The organism is Streptomyces sp. NPDC039430 (assembly GCF_055639435.1).
Genome location: NZ_JBVKAK010000015.1, coordinates 24,053 through 47,444, shown reverse-complemented (window position 1 = coordinate 47,444; position 23,392 = coordinate 24,053). Strand labels below are relative to the sequence as shown.

General features: G+C 70.7%; 14 protein-coding genes and 1 pseudogene. 7 read left to right on the top strand and 8 right to left on the bottom strand.

Translation table 11 applies throughout. The annotated features are described in order from the left end of the window. Positions 1–85 precede the first annotated feature (85 nt). Entirely contained in the window at positions 86–592 is a 507-nt protein-coding gene (locus tag ACZ7LS_RS29205) for a hypothetical protein (protein WP_382521847.1), read from the bottom strand. Beyond that, positions 589–10,365 (bottom strand): LamG-like jellyroll fold domain-containing protein, encoded by a 9,777-nt coding sequence (locus ACZ7LS_RS29200; RefSeq protein WP_385131450.1) that lies wholly within the window; start codon positions 10,363–10,365, stop codon positions 589–591. The genes ACZ7LS_RS29205 and ACZ7LS_RS29200 overlap by 4 nt, the downstream gene beginning before the upstream one ends. A 202-nt stretch (positions 10,366–10,567) precedes the next feature. Here ACZ7LS_RS29200 and ACZ7LS_RS29195 point away from each other — a divergent pair, with 202 nt between their 5' ends. Continuing rightward, positions 10,568–12,562 (top strand): tachylectin-related carbohydrate-binding protein, encoded by a 1,995-nt coding sequence (locus ACZ7LS_RS29195; RefSeq protein WP_382521852.1) that lies wholly within the window; start codon positions 10,568–10,570, stop codon positions 12,560–12,562. A gap of 121 nt (positions 12,563–12,683) precedes the next feature. On the opposite strand, the pseudogene ACZ7LS_RS29190 reads toward ACZ7LS_RS29195, so the two are convergent. Further along, positions 12,684–13,061 (bottom strand): annotated as a pseudogene (locus tag ACZ7LS_RS29190) (GtrA family protein); the annotation flags it as partial. 373 nt (positions 13,062–13,434) lie between these two features. On the opposite strand from ACZ7LS_RS29190, the gene ACZ7LS_RS29185 reads away from it, so the two are divergent. Beyond that, positions 13,435–14,349, top strand: a complete 915-nt coding sequence (locus ACZ7LS_RS29185; RefSeq protein ID WP_382521855.1) for a class I SAM-dependent methyltransferase — start codon at positions 13,435–13,437, stop codon at positions 14,347–14,349. Between the two features lie 206 nt (positions 14,350–14,555). On the opposite strand, the gene ACZ7LS_RS29180 is transcribed toward ACZ7LS_RS29185, so the two are convergent. Together ACZ7LS_RS29180 and ACZ7LS_RS29175 are read right to left on the bottom strand one after the other, a co-directional pair. Next, on the bottom strand, positions 14,556–15,314 hold the full coding sequence (locus ACZ7LS_RS29180) for an HNH endonuclease family protein (RefSeq protein WP_385131454.1): 759 nt from the start codon (positions 15,312–15,314) through the stop codon (positions 14,556–14,558). Between the two features lie 128 nt (positions 15,315–15,442). Then, a complete protein-coding gene (locus ACZ7LS_RS29175; protein ID WP_385131456.1) occupies positions 15,443–16,018 on the bottom strand; it encodes a TetR/AcrR family transcriptional regulator in 576 nt (191 codons plus the stop codon). A gap of 179 nt (positions 16,019–16,197) precedes the next feature. Here ACZ7LS_RS29175 and ACZ7LS_RS29170 point away from each other — a divergent pair, with 179 nt between their 5' ends. Next, positions 16,198–16,935 carry a CPBP family glutamic-type intramembrane protease gene (locus ACZ7LS_RS29170; RefSeq protein WP_382671476.1) on the top strand — a complete coding sequence of 246 codons (738 nt, stop codon included), beginning with the start codon at positions 16,198–16,200 and terminating at the stop codon, positions 16,933–16,935. 48 nt (positions 16,936–16,983) lie between these two features. Here the strand turns inward: ACZ7LS_RS29170 and ACZ7LS_RS29165 are convergent, their stop codons facing one another. The 3 genes from ACZ7LS_RS29165 to mfd form a co-directional block, all read right to left on the bottom strand. Then, the gene (locus tag ACZ7LS_RS29165) at positions 16,984–17,295 is read right to left on the bottom strand and encodes a hypothetical protein (RefSeq protein ID WP_385131459.1); all 312 of its coding nucleotides are present in this window, start codon (positions 17,293–17,295) and stop codon (positions 16,984–16,986) included. Continuing rightward, positions 17,292–17,765, bottom strand: a complete 474-nt coding sequence (locus ACZ7LS_RS29160) for a hypothetical protein (RefSeq protein WP_385131462.1) — start codon at positions 17,763–17,765, stop codon at positions 17,292–17,294. Before ACZ7LS_RS29160 ends, ACZ7LS_RS29165 begins: the two co-directional genes overlap by 4 nt. 220 nt (positions 17,766–17,985) lie before the next feature. Further along, a complete protein-coding gene (gene mfd / locus ACZ7LS_RS29155) occupies positions 17,986–21,546 on the bottom strand; it encodes a transcription-repair coupling factor (RefSeq protein ID WP_382521889.1) in 3,561 nt (1,186 codons plus the stop codon). Positions 21,547–21,846: 300 nt separating this feature from the next. Here mfd and ACZ7LS_RS29150 point away from each other — a divergent pair, with 300 nt between their 5' ends. From ACZ7LS_RS29150 to ACZ7LS_RS29135, 4 genes are read left to right on the top strand one after another with little or no spacing between them, the layout of a single operon-like run. Next, on the top strand, positions 21,847–22,293 hold the full coding sequence (locus ACZ7LS_RS29150) for a nitroreductase family deazaflavin-dependent oxidoreductase (protein ID WP_382522246.1): 447 nt from the start codon (positions 21,847–21,849) through the stop codon (positions 22,291–22,293). A 57-nt stretch (positions 22,294–22,350) separates the two neighbouring features. After that, on the top strand, positions 22,351–22,476 hold the full coding sequence (locus ACZ7LS_RS29145; protein ID WP_382876179.1) for a hypothetical protein: 126 nt from the start codon (positions 22,351–22,353) through the stop codon (positions 22,474–22,476). 58 nt (positions 22,477–22,534) lie between these two features. Continuing rightward, positions 22,535–22,939, top strand: a complete 405-nt coding sequence (locus tag ACZ7LS_RS29140; protein WP_385131466.1) for a Scr1 family TA system antitoxin-like transcriptional regulator — start codon at positions 22,535–22,537, stop codon at positions 22,937–22,939. A 13-nt stretch (positions 22,940–22,952) separates the two neighbouring features. Beyond that, positions 22,953–23,186: a DUF397 domain-containing protein gene (locus ACZ7LS_RS29135; protein ID WP_382876174.1), complete on the top strand. Its 234-nt coding sequence runs from the start codon at positions 22,953–22,955 to the stop codon at positions 23,184–23,186. Positions 23,187–23,392: the final 206 nt, after the last annotated feature.

Here is a 23,392-nt window from a genome sequence, read left to right as displayed (position 1 = left end):
GGGCCACTGGTTCGACCAACGATTCGCGGGCGGATCGGGGCACGTGTGCCGGGCGACCGGGTGGCCCCGGGTCCCGGCACCCGGCTCAGTCCCGGGCCGGACGCTTTCCCGCCCTCGCGGCCACCGCCGACCGGAACGCCTCGAACCGGTCCGTATCGGGGTCCACGAACTCCAGAATGTCCAGCGCGGTCTCCGTATCGCCCGAGACGGCCTCGCGGTAGAGGAGCCAGATACCCTCGCGCGCCGCCTCGCTGCACTCCTCCTCCAGCTCCGGCTCGCCCGCCTCGCTCTCGCTGCGATGCGACTCACCGGTCACGAGCCGCCAGAGCGTGGTCAGGAGGTGGCCCCTGACGAAGGGCGGCAGGTCCTCGGTGAGCGCCGCCAGGATCACGGGTACGGCGTGCGGGGCCACCTGGAACAGCATCGACTGCTCCTCCAGGTGTCCCGCGAGACCGTGGCCGACCGTCTCCTCGACGCTGCGGGCCTCAAGGAGCCGGGTGAAGGTCTCCGGGAGATGCGCTCCCGACTCCCGGCATCCGCAGCGCAGGCCGGCCCAGTCGTGGCGGGCCAGCTCGATCAGCGACGCCCTCATCCCGCCCCGCCGATCATCCAGGGTCCCTTGGGGTCGTAGAGCACCCCTGGGACGAAGTTGTCGGGCGGGTAGTTCCCCTGGCAGACGACACAGATCTCCTTCTCCTGGAGCACCTTGCCCAGTCCGTCGTCGATGTCCTCGCGCCGGACCGCCCGGGTGAAGATCACGTCGTCGGCCCCCCAGCCGGTCGCGTCGAGAATGTTGGGTTCCGCACAGCTTCCGTTCCCCGAGCAGCCTACTGCGATGTCGCCCGTCTGCCGGTGCACGGCGGCTGTGTACGTCCGTGACTTCGCCTTGCCCGTGGCGGCGCGCGCGGCCTCGTCCCGCAGTGCCGTCGCGTCGGAGATCCGCTCGTCCATGTCCCAGTCGCCCTGGGCCCGGTGGACGCTCACCGTGGGCTGGAACTTGCCCTTGAGACCTCTGGTGCCCTTACCGGCCGCGCAGTTGTGGACCAGGGCTGTCGAGGGGCCCGCCGCCACATAGAAGGTGTGCGCCCTGTCGACGCTCAGGTTGTGGACCGTCGCCTGCTGCGTCCATGCCTGGACCGTCTCGACCTGGACCCAGCTGCCGTTGCCCGTCCTGAGCCACTGGCCCGGCTTCAGTTCGCCGGCCTTCTGCCACTTCTTGAGGTCCGGGATCCAGAAGGAGTGGCCCTCCGTGGCCGTGATCGTGTCGGTGGCGTCGCCCTTGGCGCCGTCCGTGTCGACCGTGAGCTTGACCAGGTTCTTCAGGCCCTTGCCCTCGATCGTCTCGGTGACCTCCCGCGCGGAGGTCTTTCCGGTCGTCGGGTCCGTGGCCGTGACCTTGTCGCCGGCCTCCACGTCCTCGATCGGTTTTCTGCTGCCGTCGGCCATCACCACTTCGGTACCGGGCAGGAAGCTGTTCCCGGTCAGGTCGGCGGCGAGTTGCAGACACGACACGGCCGAATCGACCCGCTCGGCCACGTCACCGATCTTGTCGGCCGCCTTCGCGATGTCGTCCGCGTACTTCACGGCCTTCATGCCCATCCGGCCGGCCTTCGCCGCCCGGACCGCGCCCGCGCCCACTCCTCCCAGGGCCAGGCCGCCCACCGTGGCGACGGCCCAGGCGCAGGCCTCCATGTCGCCCTTGGTGACGCAGTTCTTGATGTCGTTGAAGCCGGTGACCTCTCCGACGACATTGCCGACCGCCTTCACCCCGTCCCAGACCGCGGGGGCGACATCGATCGCGTAGTCGATCGCCGTCGAGACGGACTCGACCACGATGCCGATCTGCTCCACCGCCGCGTCGCGGATGGCGTTCGTGACCTTGGCGACGTCCGCGATGACATCGCGGGTCGCCGAGACGATGATCGCCGGGAGGTTGGGGTTGGCCGTGACGATCGCGTGGGCCACCGCCATCAGGGGTTTCGCCGCGGCGACGATGTCCGGGATCGGATTGTGCTTGGCCACGAACGCGGCCACCGACTTGGCCTTGCGGGTGACGGCCTCCCGGGCCGCGCGGTACTGGCGTTGGGCCTCCGCCGCTTTCTGTCTGGCCCAGTCGGCCGTCGAGGAGGCCGCCGCGCTGATCTTGCTGCCGACCCATCTCGACACGCTGACGACGGCGTTGACGACCGTCTTCAGGCCCGACTTCTCGTACACCCAGCTCGCGGCGCGGCCCAGGGCCTTCGTGGCGATCCGCAGCGCGGAGAGCGGATGGCGCACGGTGTAGACCACCCCGCTCCACACCGTCTTGGCGGTCTTGGCGACGAACTTCCCCGCCTTGCTGTTCTTGACCTTGTTCCAGGTCTTCTTGCACCAGCCGCAGCTGGGCCAGTTGCCGTCCGGGTCCGTGAAGTCCATCGGCGAACCGGCGCCGTACGTATAGCGGTTGGCGAGGATCGAGGCGCCCGAGGCGTAGGTGTACGCGTCGCGCGAGTCGAAGGTGCCGGTGCCCGGGTCGTACCAGCGCGCGCCCATATTGACCTGGTCGGTCTCCGGGTCGGTCCAGTCGCCCTGGAAGCCGGCGGCGCCCGCCTCCTCGGACGCGCCCGCGGTGCCGATCGTCGTGCCGAAGGGGTCGTACGCCGTCGAGGACGCCAGGGACGTCCGCGCCCCGTCCGTCGCCGACATGCCGCCGATCACGTCGCCGTGCTTGTCGCTGACGGACAGCTGCGCCTGGCCGCCCTCGGCGACCGAGAGCAGTTCGTCCGCGGCCCCGCGCCCGTACGTCGCCGAGTTGTCCTTGACCGGGTCGGGGGCGAATCCGGCGTACGTGAAGTCCGCGCCGTTGCGGTCGGCAACCCGGTTCAGCGCGTCGTACGTGTACGCCGTCCCGGACTCGCCCGCCTTCGTCATCCGGTCGAAGGCGTCGAAGGCGAACTCCTCCGTCAGCCCCGAGCTGGTGCGCGAGGCGAGGGTGCCGCGCGCGGTGTAGTCGTAGGTGTAGTCGCCGTCGGTCAGCAGCCGGTTGCGTTCGTCGAACGTGGCGCTCTTGGCACCGTTCTTGACGCGGTTGCCGCTGTCGTCCCAGCCGTACTCGGTCGTCGCGCCGTCCGCCGTCCAGGACGTGAGCCGGCCCGCCTGGTCGTAGCCGTAGGTGTTCTTCGCGGCCTTGGCGGTGCCGGTGGTCGTCTTGCCGGTCAGCTGGTCGTTCGCGTCGTAGTCGTAGTCCGTGGACGCGATGGACCCGCCGCCGCTGCTCCTGACCGTGTCGGTGTCGAGCCGGCCCAGGTTGTCGTAGGTGTACGCGCGCGACTGCCCGGCGCCGTAGTCGACCCGCTCGATCGCGCCCGCGCCGTCGTAGTCGTAGCTCTGCTGAACACCCGTCAGCGGATCCTCGGCGGAGGCCAGTTGCTGGCGCGCGTAGGTGAAGGCCGCGGTTCCGGCGGCGTCGGTGCGGCCGGTCAGCATGCCGTCGCCGTTGTACGTGTACGAGGCGTCGCCCGAGGGACCCTCGGCCTTCAGCAGCAGGCCCCGGTCGTTGTACTCGTATCCGTTGTCGCCCTTGGGGGACGAGGCCCTGGTGAGCCGGCCGGCCGCGTCGTAGCCGTAGCGCTTCTCCGCCGTGGCGGCCTCGGCGCCCGCGCCGCTCTCCCGGATCAGGTTTCCGGCCTCGTCGTACTCCCGCTCGCGCGTGACCCCGCCCGGCGCGGTCACCTTCACGGCCTGGCCGGTCGCGTCGTACGCCGTCGTCCAGGTGCGGTCGGCGGGCGACGGGTCGCGCGCGGTCGACGGCTCGATGACGGACTCGGGCAGCCCGAGCGTGTTGACGGTGTAGGCGGTGCTGTTGCCGCGTCCGTCGGTGTAGCGGGTGCGGTTGCCGAGCGCGTCGTAGCCGAAGGACGTGGTGATCGACGTGGTGTCCGAGACCGGTTCCGTCTGGCTGGTCAGCCGGTCCAGCGCGTCATAGGCGTAGAGCGTGCCGCGGCCCCGCGCGTCGGTCGCGCTGGTGAGGTTGCCCGCCGGGTCGTAGCCGTAACCGACCTTGCGCAGCTCGCTGTTGGTGGAGTCGAGGTCGGCGTCGCTGACCAGCTGGCCGAGCCCGTCGTACAGCTTCGACGACGTCCGTCCCTTGCCGTCGGTGCGGCGCACCTCGCGCCCGGCGATGTCGTACCCGAACTGGGTGACCACACCCGCCGCGTCGGTCATCCGGGTCAGCTGGCCGACCGCGTCGTAGACGAACTGCGTGCCGGCGCCGCTCGGCGCGGTCTGCCGCACCACATTGCCCGCGTCGTCGTACTCGTTGCGGGTGGTGAAGGAGGCCGGCTGCGGGGCGCGTTCGATCTGGGTGGTGGTGACCGGCCGGTCCATGTCGTCGTACGTGGTCTCGGCGCGCGCCCCGTTCGGGTCGGTGACCGAGAGCACCTCGCCGGTGCGGGTGTACGTGTACGACCAGCGGGCGCGGTCGTCGCCCGGACCCGAACCGGTCGGCTCGTCCCTGACGGTCAGCCGGTTCTGCCGGTCGTACTCGTAGCGCGTCACCCGCCCCAGCGGGTCGGTCGACTCGGTGACATTGCCCAGCGCGTCATAGGAGTTGGTGACGGTCGGGGTGACGGGGGTGGCGGAGCCGGGCGCCGTGTAGCCGGGCGCTGTGGTGGAGACGAGCCGGCCGAGCCGGTCGTAGGTGGAGCGGTTGATCCGGCCGAGCGCGTCCACCGACTCGGTCGCCGCGCCGAAGGTGTCGTAGCCGGTGTAGGTGACGGGGCGGGTGGTGACGGGCGCGCCGCCGCCGGACTCCGTCCGTACCTCCGGGGCCTTCGAGGACAGCGGCCGGCCCAGCTCGTCGTAGGTGAACTCGGTGGTGCGGCCGCCCGGGTCGGTCCGGGAGACCGTCAGCCCGCGCTGGTCGTAGCCGTACTTCGTGGTGCGCGACTGGGCGCCGTTCTCGATGGTCTCCTCGATCGCGTTGCCCGCGTCGTCGTACTGGTAGGTGACGGTCTCGGGGTTGACGCTCACCGGCCACGGCACATTGGACGCGAGCCCTCCGGAGGCGGAGGTCTTCACATTGCCCGCGAGGTCGTAGGTCAGCGTGGTGCGGCGGGCCACCCCGCTCGGGTCGGTGACGGTCGACTTGGTACGGCCCACCGCGTCGTAGGTGTACTGCGTGACGAGCTTGCCGTTGCCCGCCGTCTCGGTGAGCACATTGCCCGCGCCGTCGTAGGTGTTGGCCTCGATGACGAGGTCGCGCTTGGTGCCGTCGGGGTTGTGGAAGTCCTTGAGCGTGACGGACTTGACCAGGTCGTCGCCGAAGTACTCGTAGACGACGGTGCGCCCCATCGAGTCGGTGTTCCTGGCGACCCGGCCGCCCATGTCGTACGCGAAGGACTCCAGGACGGTGTAGTCGTCGTCCCCGCCGTCGTCCTCCCAGTCGCGCAGCCGCGTCTCGGCCATCATGTTGCGCGCGGTGTAGAGGTAGTCGAAGTGGTTGCCGTTGGCGTCGACCATCGAGGTCTTGTTGCCGAAGACGTCGTAGGTGTACGCGGTCTCGCTGCCCTCGGCGTCGGTGACCGTCTCGGGGCGGCCCCGGTCGTCGAGAGCGAAGGTCATCACGCGCGTCGCGTCGCCGCCGAGCAGATCGCTGACTTCGGTGCGCACCACATTGCCGTCGGCGTCGTAGCTGGTCGCCGTCTTCTGCTGGTGCTTGCCGAGGGTGACGGCGTTGGTCGCGGCGGGGTCGGTGACGGTGGCGACCCGGGAGAGCTTGTCGTAGGTGAAGGTCGTGGTGACCCCGGCCGGCTGGGCGTCCGAGACGGTCGTCTCGGTGCGCTTGCGGCCCAGCGTGTCGTAGGTGTACTTGGTGATCTGGCCGGACGGTTCGGTCAGCTGGGCCAGGTCACCGCTCTTGAAGTACCGGTAGCGGGTGATCTTGCCGAGCGGGTCGGTGGTGGTCAGCGGGAGGCCGGTGGGCGTGTTGCCGCCGTCGACCGCCGGTTCCGCGCCGGTGGTGTACGCATGGCGCACGACCCCGCCGTCGGGCGCCGTCTGGGTGAGCAGCGCCCCCTTGTCGTTGTACTGGTACTGCGTGCGGAAGCGGTTGTCGGTGGCGCTGGTGGAGCGGCCGTCCCGGGTCTCGGAGGGCTGGTCCGCCCGCAGGTCGAAGTCGCCGCTCGCCGCCGGATAGGTGGTGTACGCGGTCTGGCAGTCGTCCTTGGCCCGGCAGGTCGTACGGCGGACCACGTTGCCGCGGTCGTCGTAGCCGAGCGCGACGGTGTCACCGTTCTCGCTGGTGATCGCGGTCTGGAAGCCCTTGTCGTCGTAGCCGAAGGTACGGATGGCCACGCCGTCCGCGGGGTGCCGGATGAAGTCGGGCTCGCTGCCGCCGTCCCCCGGCGGATTGGTGCAGAAGGCCGGGTCGCCCGGGTCGGGCTTGGTGCAGATCTCGGCCGGCGGCTCCGGCGGCTGCGAGGACGAGGGCGTGGCGGGTTCGCGGGCGCCCAGCGCCATCGGCTCGCCGTAGCGCAGCATCCGCGAGGTCAGGCCGTCGTACTCGTAGAAGTAGGGGGCGTCCATGGGGTCACGGACCTCGACGGTGCGGCGCAGGTCCTTGTCGTTGCCGAAGACCGCGGGCGTGCCGATCTTCCACGTACCGCCGTTGCGGTCGGTGTACTCCTCGACCCGGTCGCGGGAGGTGTCGTACTGCACCTCGGTGGCGGTACGGCCCGACGGCAGCGTCGTGGACGTCAGCAGATCGGCGGCCCGGCCGCCCTCGCGGTAGTGGCTCGCGACGGCGGCGGCGCCCAGCGGACGGTGGTAGACGGCGACATCGTCGATGGTGCCCGCGAAGGACTTGGCGGCGGCGGGGCCCCAGCTGGGCCAGGACGCCGGGGTGACCGTACGCGCGGCGCCGATCTGGTTGTACGTCAGATCGTTCTGGCTGAGCTGGGCGCCGGTGAGGGTGCCGGAGAGCTTGCCGTCCAGGTACAGGTTCTGGGTGGAGCCGGAGACGGAGAGCACGGCGTGGTGCCACTTGCCGTCGTTGACGTTCTTGGTGATGTCGGTGATGGGCGCGGCGGTGCCGGTCCAGAACTGGCCGCGCAGCTTGCCGTCCGTACCGACGTAGAGCAGCGGCGCCCCGCTGGTCGGGGCCGTGCCCCAGGCCTTGTTCTGGTAGCCGACGAGCGGACCGCCGAGCCCCGACGCGATGGTCTTGAACCAGACCTCGACGGCCGCGTCGCGGCTCTTCTTGAGCGTGCCCGAGGGCAGGTCGACCCGGGAGGTGGTGCCGTTGAACGTGCCGGCCGTGCCGGGGTCGCCGGTGATCCCGCCGGCCGTGCCCAGCGTCACATCGGTGTACGTGCCGCGGTCCTTTCCGAGGTTGACCTCGACGGCGCTGTTCGCGGCGGTGCCCTCCGCCTCGCCGAGCCGCCAGTAGGACTCGGGGCGGGAGTCGAGGACGCTGGTGCGGTAGTGGCTGCCCGCGCCGTAGCCGTACCGCGTACAGCCGGCCGCCGGGTCGCACACCGAGTCCAGCCGGTCGCCGGTGTAGGTGTAACTCCAGCTCAGCGCGGCGCCGTCGACGGCGTTGGTGGCCACCTTGGTGACATGCGCGCCGGTCCAGGTGAAGGTGAGGGAGCGGCCGGTACGGGCGTTGACCGCCGTCGAGAGCTTCCCTCCGGAGTAGGTGTAGGTGACGGCCGTGGAGAACGGGTCGGTGACCTTCACCAGCAGGCCGGAGGAGCTGAAGTCGTAGACCGTGCCCGACTTGTCCTGGAGCCGGTACGTACCGGCCGCGGCGTCCGCCGTCAGCTTGGCGAACCGGCCGGGCGGCGGGGCGAACGTACCGTCGGCGTTCTTGCCGAAGCGGACGTCCTGCCCGTCCGGGTAGCGGATGACGACATTGCCCGTGCCGTCGTCGTCGGGGGTCAGCCGCATGTCGTACCGCGTCGACCAGCCCGCGCCGAAGGCGGCGTCACGCCTCGGGTCCAGGCTGTTGTACGTCCGTACGAGCGTCAGGTCGGGGCCCACCCCGGCCACGGACGCGTCGATGGCGGCGGTGGTGAAGTTGCCGACGTTCGGGTCGAACTCCTTGCCCTGGGCCTCGGCGAGACGCGAGGTGATCTCGGGCTGCGGGACGGCCGCGACCAGCGCGACCTGCGCGGTCGGCACCTCGTTCGACGCGTCCTTGACGAAGCCGCGCCACAGATACGTCGTGCCCCACTTCAGCCGCCCGGCGGGCACCGGATAGGCGGAGCCCGGCTGGTACGCGGAGGTGGTGCAGGCGGTCGGCTTGCCCTCCTTGTCCGCCTCACAGATCTCGAACTTGTACTGGAGTGACAGGCCGGGCGGCGCGTCGATGTCGACGCCGGCCGCCCACAGCTGCGGGGTGAGGGTCTGCGCCTGGTAGCCGTTGGGCGGGAACTGCTCCTTGACCACCGGCGCGATGTCGAAGACCTGGAGGACGAGCCGGCCCGGCGGCACCTGCTCGTCGGTGAAGACCTTGCCGCCCGTGCGGACCATCGTGAAGTCGAGCATGTAGGTGCCCGGCGGCAGCGCCTTGATGGTCGCGTCGAAGGTGATGCGCCCGCCGTGGGCCACCGACCCCGTGACATCGGCGGCGCGCTGCTGGGTGACGAGCTTGCCCTTGGAGTCGTACGCCCGGTAGGCGAGGTAGTAGCCGCCCGTGGTCCAGGTCTCCGCGCCCTTGTTGGTGACGGTGACCTTGACCTTGCCCGCCTGGTTCTGGAGGACCGGCGGGTCGGGCACCGGCTTGGGGAAGGAGTAGGACGCGTTGTACGGGGAGTGCGTGACGAACAGCTTCGGCGGGTTGGCGGTGGAGTCGCCGGTGAACTTCTTGAACCCGAGCGGGTCGGACGCCGAAGCGCGCAGCGAGAGCCCGTAGTTGGGCTGGCTGCCGTCCACCCAGCGCTGCACCAGATCGCGGCCGCCCTTGCCGAGGTCGAACAGCTCACCGGCGGCGGGGCAGCCGGACTTCGACGAGCCGACGGCGATGTGCCCGTACGCGAAGGACTTCGACGCCAGCGAGCCGCCGACCGAGGGACCGGGGTACGAGCCGCCGGTCGCGGTCGTCCAGGACTGGGTCACCGGATGGACGGAGACCGAACGTGGCTTGCAGGAGGGCGCGTCGTAGTTCACGACCTGGAGCTGCGCGCCGAAGATCTTGTGGTTCCTCAGCTCCGTGTCGAGGCCGGGGAAGCCGAGGTAGGAGGCGGTGGAGCCCGCAGTGCCCTTGCCGACGTGCAGTTCGTTCGACCCCGCGACCGGTCCGTTCTCCGTGACGTACATGGAGCGGGAGGCCGTGGTGGTGTCGACGGACGGGTCGAGCCGGACGGGGAAGGCGCGGGCCGGATCGGCGAGCCAGTCGCGGTCGGCGCCGACCCGGAGGGCCTGGCCGCCGTCCCGCGCGATCAGTTCGTAGCGGACGGCGTGGGAGACGGCGCCGTTGGCGTCCTCCATGAAGCCGGCCGGGATGACGGCTTTCGTGCGCCCCCGGTCGTCGACGAGGACGACGGAGCCCTCGCCGCCGAGCTGCGCCGTGCCGGGCTTCGCGGTCAGGCCGGTGAGCGTGAGCGGGAAGTCGAAGCTGGTGGGGGCGTCGGTGGAGCGCAGGACGAGCGTCTCCTTGACGCCGCCCGCCCGCGAGTCCAGCCACAGATCGGTCTCCGGCAGGACCTCGCGGTAGCTGACGCGGCTGTCCGCCGCGCCGCCTTCCGCCGCGTCCCCCGCACTGCCCTTCGCGGCGGCCGCGCCCTCCAGCCCGTACGCGAAGGACTCACCGGAGGGGAGGGTCACGGCCGTGAGCCGCTCCGCGTCCGCCCGGCCGGCGAGCCGTACGTCCACGGAGCCCGCCGCGCCCGTCCAGCCGCCGTCCGACACGACCAGCGCGGGATCGACCGGCTGCCAGGCGCCCGCGCGGTCGCGGAAGTGGAGCGGGGTGGTGGAGAGTTCGGTCGTCTCGGTGCCGTCGGCGTTCGCGTACGTACGGCTGTGCGCGTCGCGCTCGGAGACGATCTCCTCGCTGGTCGCGCGGTCGAAGCCGGTGACGGCGGCGGGCGTGGGCGGCGTGCCGACGGAAGCGGTGTTGCGCCCCTCGGCCGCCTTCCGCACCGACGGCGCGCGCAGCGGGTACTTGGCGCGCAGCGACTGGCCGGTGGTGCGGTTGGTCCCGTCGACGGCCAGATGGTCCCGGCCCTCGGCGCTGCCCCAGCGCTGCCCCGGGCCCTTGGCGCCGGGCAGCGGCTCGGGGAACAGCGGGAACCCCACACCGGCCACCGCCAGGGTGCCGACGGCGACGAAGCCGATCGCGGCGAGCGCGATCAACTTGGCCCAGCCAGTGCGGCACAGACGGGCCATCAGAAATGTCCGTACATGCCTTCGGTATGCCGGCACGGTCCCCCCACCGATCCGAAACGAAACGATCAACCAGATCATGAGGAGGATGTGATGGACATGTCGAGACTCGCACGCAGGGTTCACCTGTTGGCCTCTTTGGCCGACGCGTTGTTCACCCAACCGCTACCGCACCGTTCACCCAGAGACGCTTAGCGTCCAGCGCATGACTCTCAATTCGCCCCGAAGAACCGGGCGTTGGACGGCACTCGCCACGGCCGCGGTGGCCGCTCTGCCCCTGCTGGGGGCCCTTCCCGGCACCGCGCACGCGGCCGTGCCGCTCACCTGCAACACCAGCGGACCGACGTACGCGATCGACACGGCCGGCAAGCTGCTGCGCCAGGACATGCCGGGGCCGGGCGTCGGCAACGCCCTGCCCGCCGCCACCACCATCGACACGGGGTGGTCCGGCTACGGCAGGATGCTGGCCGGGCCCGCCGGCGCGTTCTACGGGATCAAGGCGGACGGGCTGTACTACAGCCACCGCATCAGCGCGACGGCCACCTGGGACGTGCACCACAAGAAGATCAGCACCGGCTTCGCCGAGTTCCGCACGGGCACCAGGACCGACGACATCACGATGGACCGCGGCGGGAACCTCTGGACGTTCCAGCCCTCCAGCGGCGGACTGCGCTGGTGGCGCTACGACGCGGCGGCCGACGACTTCGTGGCCGAGGGCGGCAAGATCGTCGACATGGGCTGGGACCGCTACGACGCGATCTACGCCGGTGACAGGGGCGTGCTGTTCGGCCGCGCCGCCTCCGACGGCAAGCTCTACCGGTCCCGTTACGACTACGCCAGCCAGCGCTGGCTGGAGCGCCATGTCCTGGTGTCCGCCGCCGACTGGAGCGACACCAAGTACATGAGCTCGTACGGCGGGGACACGCTGTTCCGGGTCAAGGGCAACGGCGAGGTCCGCTACTACCGCTACGACGAGACGCTGGGCAACTTCCCCGTCTACAACAAGCTGGTGGAGAGCAGCGGCTGGGCGGCGTACACCTCGGTGTCCACGACCCCCGACTCCTGCCGCCTCGACTCCAACCACACGCCGCCGTCACCGGCGCTGGAGCTGGAGCAGTACAGCCGCGGCTCCGCGATGCGCTCGTCCTCGGGCGGGCTGGAGTACGCGTACACCGACAGCATCGGCCGGCTGGTGCACGGCAGGCAGTCCGACCCGTCGGACTTCAACGGCGTCAAGTGGGCGCCGATCCTGGAGACGGAGACCCTCACCGGGCAGCCGTCCCTCGCCGAGCACGCCGACGGCCGGGTCGTGGTGACGGCGCAGAACACCGCGGGCAACGTCTGGCAGCGCAACCAGGCCGCCGTGTCGTCCGCGGACTGGGGCAACGTGATCAACCTCGGCGGGGCGATGGCGCAGAACGTCGTCACCGGGAAGACCCCGTCCGGGCTGCTCGTCCAGTTCGCGTCGGACGCGAGCGGCAAGCCCTGGTACCGCATCCAGCAGCGCGCCGACGTGGACTTCATGGGCTGGATGCCGCTCGGCGGCAGCGGCTTCGCGGGACCGTTCACCGTGGTCACCGTCCGCGACGGGATCCAGCTCTTCGGACGGGACGCCTCGGGCGTGCTGAGCACGGCGCTGTTCAAGGAGGCCGGCACGCTGTCCGCGTGGACCGCGCTCGGCGCGCAGGGCGTGACCGGCACCCCGGCCGTCGTCGTCTACCCGGGCTTCCGGCTGCGGGTCTTCGCCACCGACGGCAACGGAACGGTCGTCACGACCGTCCAGTCCGCCGAGGGCGGTGCCTACGGGGCGTGGTCCACGATCGACGGGGTCACCGCGAAGGGGTCGCCGACCGCCGTGATCAGCCCGGTCAGCGGGATCACCGAGATACTGGTGCTCGGCACGGACGGCACGATCCACAACACCGGTGAGACGTTGCAGGGCACGGGGGTCTGGCGGCCCTGGCAGCAGCCGAGCACCGAGGAGGCGGCCACCGAGCCGACCGCGTTCGAGTACAGCAACGCGTCGGGGCGGACCTGGGCCTATATGTTCCGTACGGCGGCCCACCAGACCCGGGTGTACACCCTGGACCTGGGCTTCTCGCGGATGGCGCGGAGTGCCGCTCAGGACACGGCCGGTTCCCCGGCCGACGCGCCGGTCTTCACCGGCCGGAGCCTGCCGGCCCCGCCGCAGGCGAAGTGACGGCGGGGGCGTCGGCCGCGGACACGTGGCCGACGCCCCCCGCGTGGCTCTTGACGGGGCGGGGGTCCTTGACGGGGCCGGGGCTCTCGACGGCCTCGGCGCCCATGCCGGGGCCGGCGCCCTTGACGGGGTCGGGACGGAGCATGATCGCACGGGAGACGACGAACGTGATCGGGATGGCCCCGGCCGCCGCGATCAGCGGCGCGTACCGGCTGCCGAAGTGCAGGACGTCCACCAGCAGATAGACCCCGACGGTGGTGATGACGAAGTTCGCCGCGTTGGTGAGCGGGAAGAGCAGGAACTTCCGCCAGGTGGGACGGGTCCGGTAGGTGAACCAGCTGTTCAGGAAGAACGAGCCGATCATGCTCAGCACGGACGCGACGACATGCGCGGCGACATACGGCAGCCGGGTCAGCAACAGCAGGTAAAAGGCGTAGTACGTCGCCGTGTTCGCCGCACCGACCAGCGCGAATCTGACCATCTGGATCCGGACCGTCATGTGCGTGCGCGCTCCCCCTGGTTACGGCTCCGGCGGAGGCCGCTTCACTCCAGGAGAACAGAATCCGGCGGGAATGTCGCGGAAGGACATCCCGTACGACCCGTGGGCAACCGTTCGATGAACGGGGCGAATTGATGACTCTTTTCCTGTTCTGTACGGGTATATCCGGTCTTTACCGCGCCGCTGGAATCCTGACGCGGCCGGACCGCGGCGTCCGCCACCGGGACCGCCGTAACCGTGCTGGTCACCGTCGTTTCCGTCACCACCGCGCGCCGTCGCGCCATGCGCGCGTCGCTCCCGCGACACCAACACTTCACCGACTGAGCACTGAGGCGTGGCCCGCCGTGCCCGTGCCGGAGCGTAGTTTCCGCGCATGTCTTCTCTTTTGAGCAACAAGCTGGCGAAGCGGATCCTGCGGCCGGCCGCCGGTATGGTCGACCGGCGCATCAAGCACTCGCCCCTGCGCAAGGATCTTGACGCCCTCAAGCGCGAGGTCGCGGACCTGCGCGCTCAGCAGTACGCGTTCGGCCTGCTGTTCGACCGGACGGGGCGCAGCGGCCACCGGGTGCCCACGCCCGCCCAGATCGACACCCTCGTACGGCAGATAGCCGAGGTGACGGGAGAGGACGGCGGCCACGCCCGGCGGAATGTCACCGTCGCGTACCGCAATGTGATCGCGCTGGAGGCGCTGGCCGTTGGCCGGCTGGCCGGCTCCACCTCCAATGTGTGCGGCAAGCTCGCCACCGTCCCGCTGCTCGCCCCGCCGAACGGCGACGTCCTGGAGATCGGCACGCTGTACGGCCTGTTCTCGGCCACGATGACGCGCATGCTGCACCGGGCCGGTACGGAGGCGCGGCTGACGATCGTCGACCCGCTGGTGGGCAGCCAGCTCCAGCCCGGCGCGAAGCAGTCCGCCGAGCCGACGGGTACGCCGGTGCGGCTGGACGTCGTACGCGCCAACCTGGCGCTGGGCGGCCGGGCCGGCGAGGAGGCCCGCATACAGCAGGGCTTCTCCGGGGACCCCGAGGTGCGGGCCGCGGTCTCCGACCGCGAGTACGGCGTGATCGTGGTGGACGGCGACCACTCCGCGGAGGGCGTGCAGGCCGACCTGGAGTGGGTCGAGGAGATCGTGGCACCGGGCGGGATCGTCGTTCTCGACGACTACGGCGACGGCCACTGGCCGGGCGTCCAGGAGGCCACGGACAAGCACCTGGCGAGCGGCTCGTCGCGGCTGGAGATGCTGGGACGCGTCTCTACGTCGGCGTTCCTGCGGGCGCGACCGGCCTGAGGGCTGTTCCGCGGACGCGGCAGCCCGAAGTCCCTGTCCGGCGCCGGGCGCGTGACGAATCCGCCCGGCCCGCCAGGGGCCGGCCCCAGCCGGGCGGCCGCAGCCGCGGACAGCGGCGGGCGACCGCGGGGATCAGCCGCGGGGCGGGCGCGGGGCAGCCGCGCGGGGCGGGCGCGGGCTTGGACAGCAGGAGCCGGCCGCGGGGATCAGCCGCCGCACTGCTGGAGCATCGCCCGCTTGTCCGCCGCGGTCACCGGCATCTCGTACTTGAGCGCGACCTGACCGAACCGGACCGCGTACGCGCACCGCACCGATTTGTCCGGCGGAAGCCAGGACGCCGGGCCGGAGTCGCGCTTGGCCGAGTTGGCGCGGCCCTCCACCGGCAGCAGGTTCAGCACGTCGTTCGCCAGCTGCCGGCGCTTCTTCTCGGACCAGCGGGAGGCGCCGAGCTGCCAGCTGTAGGACAGCGGGACCACATGGTCTATCTGGACCTCGCCCGCCCGCTCTTTGCGCCACTCCACGGTCTTGCCGGTATAGGGGTCGTGCAGCGTCATGGCGGCGACCACGCAGTCGGAACCGGAGCGGAAGCGCAGCTCCTGGCCGTCGCGCTGGAGGAGGTCGTTCCGGGTGTCGCAGCCGTTGCGCGCCAGCGGTACCCCGTCCGCCGTGTCCATCCACGCGTAACCGAACTCGTCCCGGTCGTAACCGGTCTTGGGCCCCCGCCCGGCGGTGCGCACCCGCTCGATGAGCCCGCGCGCGGTCTTCCGGCCGGCCTCGGAGCCGATCGCCGCGAGCCCCGGCTTCGTCCCGTCGGGATTCCCGAGCGGCCCGACGCCGTACCCTCCGCCACCGCCACCGCCACCGCTGCCGCCGCTGCCACTCGGCGCCGAACCGGAAGCGGAAGCCGGCGCATCGGGATCCGCGCCCAGCTCCCCCGAACATCCCGTCAGCACCACCACGGACACGACGGGGAGGGCAAGAGCCCTTCCCCCACGACACGTTCGCGCTATGCGTTCCCCAAGTCTGGTCACCGCCGAACTCTAGTACGCGGCGCCTGAGAGCCCTTGAAGGCCTTGACGTGAAGGCCCTTGGGCTATGCGACCACGCGTTCGGCGAACCATCGGAGGGCGTCCTTCGCCCCTTCGAGGTCCACGCGCTCGGGGCCGAGCAGGAGGTTCAGATGCAGCCCGTCGATCAGCGCGAGAGCGCGGGTGGCGTGCGTGTCGACCTCGTCGGGCACCACGTGCCCCTGATCGGCGAGCGTTCCGAGCCACCGCCGGAGCACCCGCGTGGACGAGTGGTGCCCGCTCTCCAGTAGCCCGTGTACCGCCGGGAGGGGCTCCGGGCCCAGGGCGAGACGGTACAACTCGAACCAGCCGCCCAGTACCGCCTCCTGATGCTCCGCCGGAGGAAGGAACTGCAGGAGGCAGTCGTACAGCCGCTGGACCGGCTCACGGGTGTCGTCCGCGATGTCCAGGTCGTCGAGGGACCCGCCGACGACCGCGCCCGCGACGGCTTGGTACAGCTCGGCCTGGGACGGGAAGTAGTGGCGCAACGTCGTCGGCCCGATGCCCGCCGCGTTCGCGACGGCCCGCACGCTCAGGGCGCCGACGCCCTCGGCCCTCGCCAGTCGCAGGGCCGCGTCGATGATCTCTTCCCGTCTGGACATACGGGCATAGTAGTACGCCGTGCGAGGTACGCTGTACCAGTACGATGTACCGGTACACCATGCTGGCACGGCGTACCCGTCAGTGATCGGGTCCCGGCACCCGACCCCTCACTGAGCGCTGCCTGACGCCTGCCCCCGGACCCCTGACCCCTGACCCCTGACCACCAACGGGAAGCACCATGTCGAACGATCACCTGAGCCCTGCCCCCGCGACGGCACTCCCCGACGCACCACCGGCGCGCACCGCGAAGCGTCCCGGCCGGCCCGAGATCGCGGCCGCGGCGGTGACGTACGCCGTACTCGTCGCCGCGGGTATCGCCCTGATCGTTTCCATACCGGACGAGCAGGCCGTCGCCCGCGGGATCGTGAGCTACGCGGTGTCCGCGCTGGCCGGCCTCGGGGCGTTCGGGATCGCCTTCGCCCTCCGCGTCCGGGACCTGGGGGCGTTCGGGCTACGACGAGTGGCCGGGAAGTGGCTCCTGCTCGGGGCCGGACTCGGGGCCGGCGCGTATCTGCTGAACATCGTGGTGGCGATCGCGTACGTCCAGATCTCCGGCGATACCAGCAATCCGCAGGGTGATTACCGCGCCGCCGCGGGCGGAGGAGCGCTCTCGTTCGCCCTCACGATCCTCTTCGGCGCGGTCGCCACCCCCATCGGGGAAGAGCTCGCCTTCCGCGGTGTCCTGGCCAACGCTCTCGGCCGCTACGGCCCCTGGGCCGGCGTCATCGGCAGCTCCGCGATCTTCGCCCTCGTGCACGGCATGAACATCATCCTGCCGATCGCCTTCGTGGTCGGTGCCACCTCCGCGCTCCTGCTCCGCAGGACCGGGTCGGTATGGCCCGGCGTATGCGTCCATGCCGTCAACAACGGAATGAGCGTGCTCGCACCCGCGCTCCTGGCACTCTCCGCCGCCTGACGCCGCTCAGTCGGTGGCCTTGGGGTGTCCGGTACCCGCGTACGTGACTCACACGGTGTGGGTGTCGCTGTCCACCAGGTACCAAATGCGGCCGCTGCCGGTGACCTCGTACTGCCGGCGTTCCAGAGGCTGGCCTTTGTACACGGCGGTGCCGAGTGCGCCTTTGAGCCGGTGCTGACGGTCCGGATTGTCCTGGGCCCGCGGCGTCGCACGGATCTTCTCGAAGGCCCGGCGCAGGTTGCGCGCCGCGTGGCGGGAAAGGTGCTCCCAGCCCTCTGCGGCCTCGGAGTTGGCGAAGCGGAGGTCGTACTCGTCGCCGACAGGAGGCGGCGCAGCCCGGTCGCCGCGCTTCGGACTCACTCGTCCGCCTGAGGAACGGGCACAGGGCCGAGGTCCCCCTCCGGCTCACGCGTGACGACCGCCAGCAACGCGGGGTCCGCGTAGATCTCCACGCTGTGCCTCCACTGGGTCAGCAGAAGCGCGATCGGAGCCAGATTATCCAGGGCCACGGCACCCCTGGCCGTGGCCACCAGCTCGGCGAGCAGGGTGTCCATATCCTCGGCCGGCAGGAAAGTGCTCCACGGCAGCGCCTCGGGCAGGGCCTGGCGCAGGGCCTCGATGTTGTCGGTACGCACCAGCCCGACGAGCAGGCGCGAGGTGAAATCCACGACCGAGGCGTCCCGCTCCATCCGGTCGACCCGCATCAGTGCCAGGTCTCCGGCGTCACGTCTCCGCAGCCGCAACGCGCGCGCGCCGTCCAGTTTCCGGGCAGTCGCGGCCGGGTGGTGGAGCAGTTCACTGAAGGAAACGTCCTCAAAGGCCGCAGTCATGACATCCACAGTAGCTCGGATGTCGCCTCCCCGACAGTGGAGAAGGCCGGAGCCCACGCACCTTGTAGGACCACATGGAGGACAGGACAGTCCCCGCGGCGAGCGGGCGGCGCCCCGGAACGTGCCATCGCCGCGCCGGCCACGTCAGCCGCTGTCGACGTGACCGTCGCCCGTGGTCCGTCGGCCGTGGTCCGCCGGCCGTGGTGCGCCGGCCGCCGGACTAGGAGCCCAGGATCGTCGTCAGGAACTCGCCCGTCCACGCCAGCAGTTCACGGCCCACCACCGGCTTGCCGCCGATCTTCCCGCTCGTCGGACGCGGTACCAGGATCTGGTGCGCCGGCGCCTTGATGACCGTACGGGGATAGAGCCGCTTCAGCCTCAGCTCCTGCGACTCCCGCAACTCCACCGGCGCGAAGCGGATGTTCGCGCCCTGGAGCACGATCTCGCCGACCCCGCACGCCCGCGCGAGCATCCGCAGCCCCGCCACCAGCAGCAGGTTCTCCACCGGCTCCGGGAGCTTGCCGTAGCGGTCGGTCAGCTCTTCGCGGACCGCCGCGATGTCCTCCTCCGTATTGGCGGAGGCGATCGACCGGTACGCCTGGAGCCGCAGCCGCTCGCCCGGCGCGTACTCGTGCGGGACATGCGCGTCGACCGGCAGCTCGATCTTGACCTCCAGCGGCGGCGCCTCCTCCACCCCGCCCTCGACGGACGCGCGGTAGTCGGCGACCGCCTCGCCCACCATCCGTACGTACAGATCGAAGCCGACGCCCGCGATATGCCCGGACTGCTCGCCGCCGAGCAGATTGCCCGCGCCGCGGATCTCCAGGTCCTTCATCGCGACATACATGCCCGCGCCCATCTCCGTGTGCTGCGCGATCGTCGCGAGGCGCTCATGGGCGGTCTCGGTCAGCGGCTTCTCCGGCGGGTAGAGGAAGTACGCGTAACCGCGGTCCCGGCCGCGCCCCACCCGGCCGCGCAGCTGGTGCAGCTGCGAGAGGCCGAAGTTGTCGCCGCGCTCCACGATCAGGGTGTTGGCGTTGGAGATGTCGATCCCGGACTCGACGATCGTCGTGGAGACCAGCACATCGAATCTCTTCTCCCAGAAGTCGACCACGACCTGCTCCAGCGCGCTCTCGCCCATCTGGCCGTGCGCCGTCGCGATCCGCGCCTCGGGGACGATCTCGCGCAGCCGCGCCGCCGCCCGGTCGATCGACTCCACGCGGTTGTGGATGTAGAAGACCTGGCCCTCGCGCAGCAGTTCGCGCCGGACGGCCGCGCCGATCTGCTTCTGCTCGTACGGGCCGACGAAGGTCAGCACCGGATGGCGCTCCTCCGGCGGCGTGGTGATCGTCGACATCTCGCGGATGCCGGTCACGGCCATTTCGAGCGTACGGGGGATGGGCGTCGCGGACATGGTGAGGACGTCGACATTGGCGCGCAGCTTCTTCAGCTGCTCCTTGTGCTCCACACCGAACCGCTGCTCCTCGTCCACGATGACCAGCCCCAGGTCCTTGAACCTGGTCTCGGACGAGAAGAGCCGGTGCGTGCCGATGACGATGTCGACCGCGCCCTCCCTGAGGCCCTGGAGCGTCGCCTTCGCCTCCGCGTCCGACTGGAAGCGGGAGAGCGCCTTCACGGCGACCGGGAACTGCGCGTACCGCTCGGAGAACGTGCCGAAGTGCTGCTGCACCAGCAGCGTCGTCGGGACGAGGACCGCGACCTGCTTGCCGTCCTGGACCGCCTTGAAGGCCGCCCGTACGGCGATCTCCGTCTTGCCGTAGCCGACGTCGCCGCAGATCAGCCGGTCCATCGGGACCGTCTTCTCCATGTCCTCCTTGACCTCGGCGATGGTGGAGAGCTGGTCGGGCGTCTCCACGTACGGGAAGGCGTCCTCCAGCTCCCGCTGCCAGGGGGTGTCGGGTCCGAAGGCATGGCCGGGGGCCGCCATCCGCGCCGAGTAGAGCTTGATCAGGTCGGCGGCGATCTCCTTGACCGCCTTCTTGGCGCGCGCCTTGGTCTTCGTCCAGTCCGCGCCGCCGAGGCGGTGCAGCGTCGGGGCCTCGCCGCCGACGTATTTGGTGACCTGCTCCAGCTGGTCGGTGGGGATGTAGAGGCGGTCGCCCGGCTGGCCGCGCTTGGCCGGGGCGTACTCGACGAGCAGATACTCCCGGGTCGCGCCCTGCACCGTGCGCTGCACCATCTCGACGTACCGGCCGACGCCGTGCTGTTCGTGGACGATGTAGTCGCCCGTCTCCAGCGTGAGCGGATCGATGGTCTTGCGGCGCTTGGCCGGCATCCGCGCGCCGTCCTTGCCCGCCGCCTTCTGGCCGGAGAGGTCGGTCTCGGTGAGCACGGCGAGCTTGAGGTCCGGGTCGACGAAGCCGTAGTCGATCGAGCCGCAGGCGACATGGACGAGGGACGGGGTGATGTCTTCGAGACCGCGGGCGGTGCGGGCGCCGGGCGTGTCGAGCCGGGCCGGGATGCCCTCGCCGCCGAGGACCTCGACCGTACGGGCCGCCGTGCCGTGCCCCTCCGTCACGAAGACCGTGCGCCAGCCGTTCGCCAGCCAGCCCTTGGTGTCGGCGAGCGCGCGTGCGGTGTCGCCGCGGTACGTCTCCGGGGCGCGCATCCCCAGCGTGATGGCCTCGCCCGACGCGTCCTCCAGCTCCTCGTCCACGGCGAACGGGGAGACCGACCACCACATCATGCCCAGCTCACGGGCGTGCTCCCGGATGTCCGCGATGCCCCACAACGAGGCCGCGCCGACATCGATCGGGGCCTCGCCGCCGTCGGCGCTCGCCGCCCACGACGCCTGGAGGAACTCCTGGCTCGTCGCCACCAGGTCCGCGGCCCGGGTCCTCACCCGCTCCGGGTCGCAGACCAGCGCCATCGAACCGGCGGGCAGGACGTCCAGCAGCAGTTCCATGTCGTCGACGAGGACCGGGGCCAGGGACTCCATGCCCTCGACCGCGATCCCCTCCGCGATCTTGCCGAGCAGCTCGCCCAGTTCCGGATGGAGCTCGGCGAGCGCGGCGGCCCGCTCCCGTACCTGCGGGGTGAGCAGCAGCTCCCGGCAGGGCGGCGCCCACAGTCCGTGTTCCGCCACCTCCAGGGAGCGCTGGTCGGCCACCTTGAAGTAACGGATCTCCTCGACGTCGTCCCCCCAGAACTCCACCCGCAGGGGGTGCTCCTCGGTGGGCGGGAAGACGTCCAGGATGCCGCCGCGCACGGCGAACTCGCCACGCTTCTCGACCAGCTCGACCCGGGCGTACGCGGCGGCGGCCAGCGCCTCCGTGATCTCGTTCAGATCGGCGCTCTGGCCGCTGCGCAGCGCGACCGGCTCCAGCTCGCCGAGCCCCTTGACCTGCGGCTGGAGCACCGAGCGTACGGGCGAGACGACCACGCTGACCGGGCCGGCCGTGGGGTCGTCCTTCACCGGGTGCGCGAGCCGGCGCAGCACGGCGAGCCTGCGGCCCACGGTGTCGGAACGCGGCGAGAGGCGCTCGTGCGGCAGGGTCTCCCACGACGGGTACTCGACGACGGTGTCCGGGTCCAGCAGCGAGCGCAGGGCCGCCGCCAGGTCCTCGGCCTCCCGCCCCGTCGCGGTCACGGCCAGCACGGGCCGCCCGGCCTCACGCGCCAGCGCGGCCACCGCGAAGGGCCGCGCCGCGGGCGGTCCGACGAGGTCGAGGTGCGGGCGGTGACCATCGGTGGCGGCCTTCACCGCTTCGGCGAGCGCCGGGTCACGTACGACGGCGTCCAGCAGACCGTGCAGGCTCATGAAGGGGGGTTCCATCCAGGTCCGAGATCGAGCGGGGGCTGACAGATCGAGTGAGGCTGAGAGTGCGGGAAACGCAAGGGGCCCGACACGTCTCACGGGCCGGGGGTTCTCCAGCGTACGACGCCGGTGTGACACCCGGGACCGGAAGCCGACCGGAGCGGGATCCGGTGACGGGAAGTGACAGGAAGTGACGGCAACCAGGAATGATCGAACCCGATCGGTCATTGAAGGAAGCACGGGACGCGGGCCGCGACCGGCGCCACGTCCGATGCCGGATTCCGATGATGGGATGGGATGAGCATGCCTCTTGAGGGTGAGTACGAGCCCAGCTCGATGCAGATGGCACGTGAGCAGGTCGAGGTGTACGAGAGCTCGGGCGGCACGAAGGGGACGACGCTGAACGGCCTGCCCGTCATCGTCCTCACCACCCTGGGCTCGAAGAGCGGCAAGATCCGCAAGAGCCCGCTGATGAGGGTGGTGCACGAGGGCGTCTACGCGGCGGTCGCCTCACTGGGCGGCGCCCCCAAGCACCCGGTCTGGTACCACAACATCAAGGCCGACCCCCGGGTGGAGCTCCAGGACGGCCCCGAGCGTCAGGACATGATCGCCCGCGAGGTCACCGGGGAGGAGAAGACCGTGTGGTGGAACCGCGCGGTCGAGGCGTTCCCGCCGTACGCCGAGTACCAGACGAAGACGGACCGCGAGATCCCGGTCTTCATCCTGGAGCCGTCCCCGACCCCGCACTGACCGGCTGCCCTTCCTGCGCCCGGGGCACCTGAGCGTGCCCCGGGCATGGAGGGTGCCGTGAAACGGCGTCTGCGCCAGGGGTTCGCCGATGCCGTGAAGTCCGGGGAACTCGACTTCAGCGAGATCATCGAGAACACCGGCCCGGCCGGCTCTCGTCCCCGGGACCGGAAGACCGCTGCGTGAGCGTCTCCTCGCGGACAAGCCGGCCCCGGCCCGATGGGGACAGCCCGCGGCGAGTGAGGTGCTGGACGACCTGAACGACCGTGGCCTCCTGACGACCTGCGCGGTCGTCGAGTACGAGATGGTCTCCAGCGCGCGCACCGAACAGGACGCGTCCCGCGTCCGCCTCAGCCTCCGCGGACTCGACTACTCGCCCTGCAACGACGAGGAGCACGAGCACATTTCCGTCCGCGTCATCCCGTTTGGCACCGGCAGCTATCCGAGTTCCGGATCGGGCATCATCTACTTCAAGGACGCGGTACCCCAGCTCGACTCCGTGCAGCTCGACACAGATACTTTCTCAGGCTATGTAGGCGCACAGCCACAACTGGTCAGGTATCGGGCGGTACTGAACCAGCTGGAGGGAACCGCTCTCACACCGGAGAAGTCCCGAGACCTGATGCACAACGTCGCGCAAAGCATGTGATGAGGTAAAGAGCATGTCCACCCACGGCTGGCAGAAGTCTTCCTACAGCGAACCCGGCGGCAACTGCGTCGACGTTGCCGCAGCCGACGACGGCACCATCAAGCTCCGTGTAAGCGACGACCCGGACGTCATCGTCACCACCACCCCCGAAAAGCTCCGCGCCTTCATACTCGGCGTCAAAGCAGGCGAGTTCGACCACTTCGCCGCCGACCCCGACCCCGGCACCGGCACCGGCACCGGCGCCTGAACGAGCCAACGTGAACACAGGCCCCCGGGCCAACGGGCCGGGTACGGCGTTCTCGTACCCCACCGCGAACTCCCCGCGAACTCCCCGCGAGGCGCCGCGAATCGCCCGGGTTCGGCGGGACTGTCGTCCGGAGCCCCGTAGATCCGCACGTACTCGGCCTGAAGGCGTGGGACCGATGAGGAGACGTCCGGGTGCTCGTACGGGCG

What these genes read in the sequence shown, in the direction of transcription:
- ACZ7LS_RS29205 (WP_382521847.1), bottom strand. Translation starts at nt 592, where the DNA reads ATGAGGGCGTCGCTGATCGAGCTGGCCCGCCACGACTGGGCCGGCCTG.
- ACZ7LS_RS29170 (WP_382671476.1), top strand. Translation starts at nt 16,198, where the DNA reads ATGTCGAACGATCACCTGAGCCCTGCCCCCGCGACGGCACTCCCCGAC.
- ACZ7LS_RS29195 (WP_382521852.1), top strand. Translation starts at nt 10,568, where the DNA reads ATGACTCTCAATTCGCCCCGAAGAACCGGGCGTTGGACGGCACTCGCC.
- ACZ7LS_RS29135 (WP_382876174.1), top strand. Translation starts at nt 22,953, where the DNA reads ATGTCCACCCACGGCTGGCAGAAGTCTTCCTACAGCGAACCCGGCGGC.
- ACZ7LS_RS29185 (WP_382521855.1), top strand. Translation starts at nt 13,435, where the DNA reads ATGTCTTCTCTTTTGAGCAACAAGCTGGCGAAGCGGATCCTGCGGCCG.
- ACZ7LS_RS29175 (WP_385131456.1), bottom strand. Translation starts at nt 16,018, where the DNA reads ATGTCCAGACGGGAAGAGATCATCGACGCGGCCCTGCGACTGGCGAGG.
- mfd (WP_382521889.1), bottom strand. Translation starts at nt 21,546, where the DNA reads ATGAGCCTGCACGGTCTGCTGGACGCCGTCGTACGTGACCCGGCGCTC.
- ACZ7LS_RS29160 (WP_385131462.1), bottom strand. Translation starts at nt 17,765, where the DNA reads ATGACTGCGGCCTTTGAGGACGTTTCCTTCAGTGAACTGCTCCACCAC.
- ACZ7LS_RS29200 (WP_385131450.1), bottom strand. Translation starts at nt 10,365, where the DNA reads ATGGCCCGTCTGTGCCGCACTGGCTGGGCCAAGTTGATCGCGCTCGCC.
- ACZ7LS_RS29150 (WP_382522246.1), top strand. Translation starts at nt 21,847, where the DNA reads ATGCCTCTTGAGGGTGAGTACGAGCCCAGCTCGATGCAGATGGCACGT.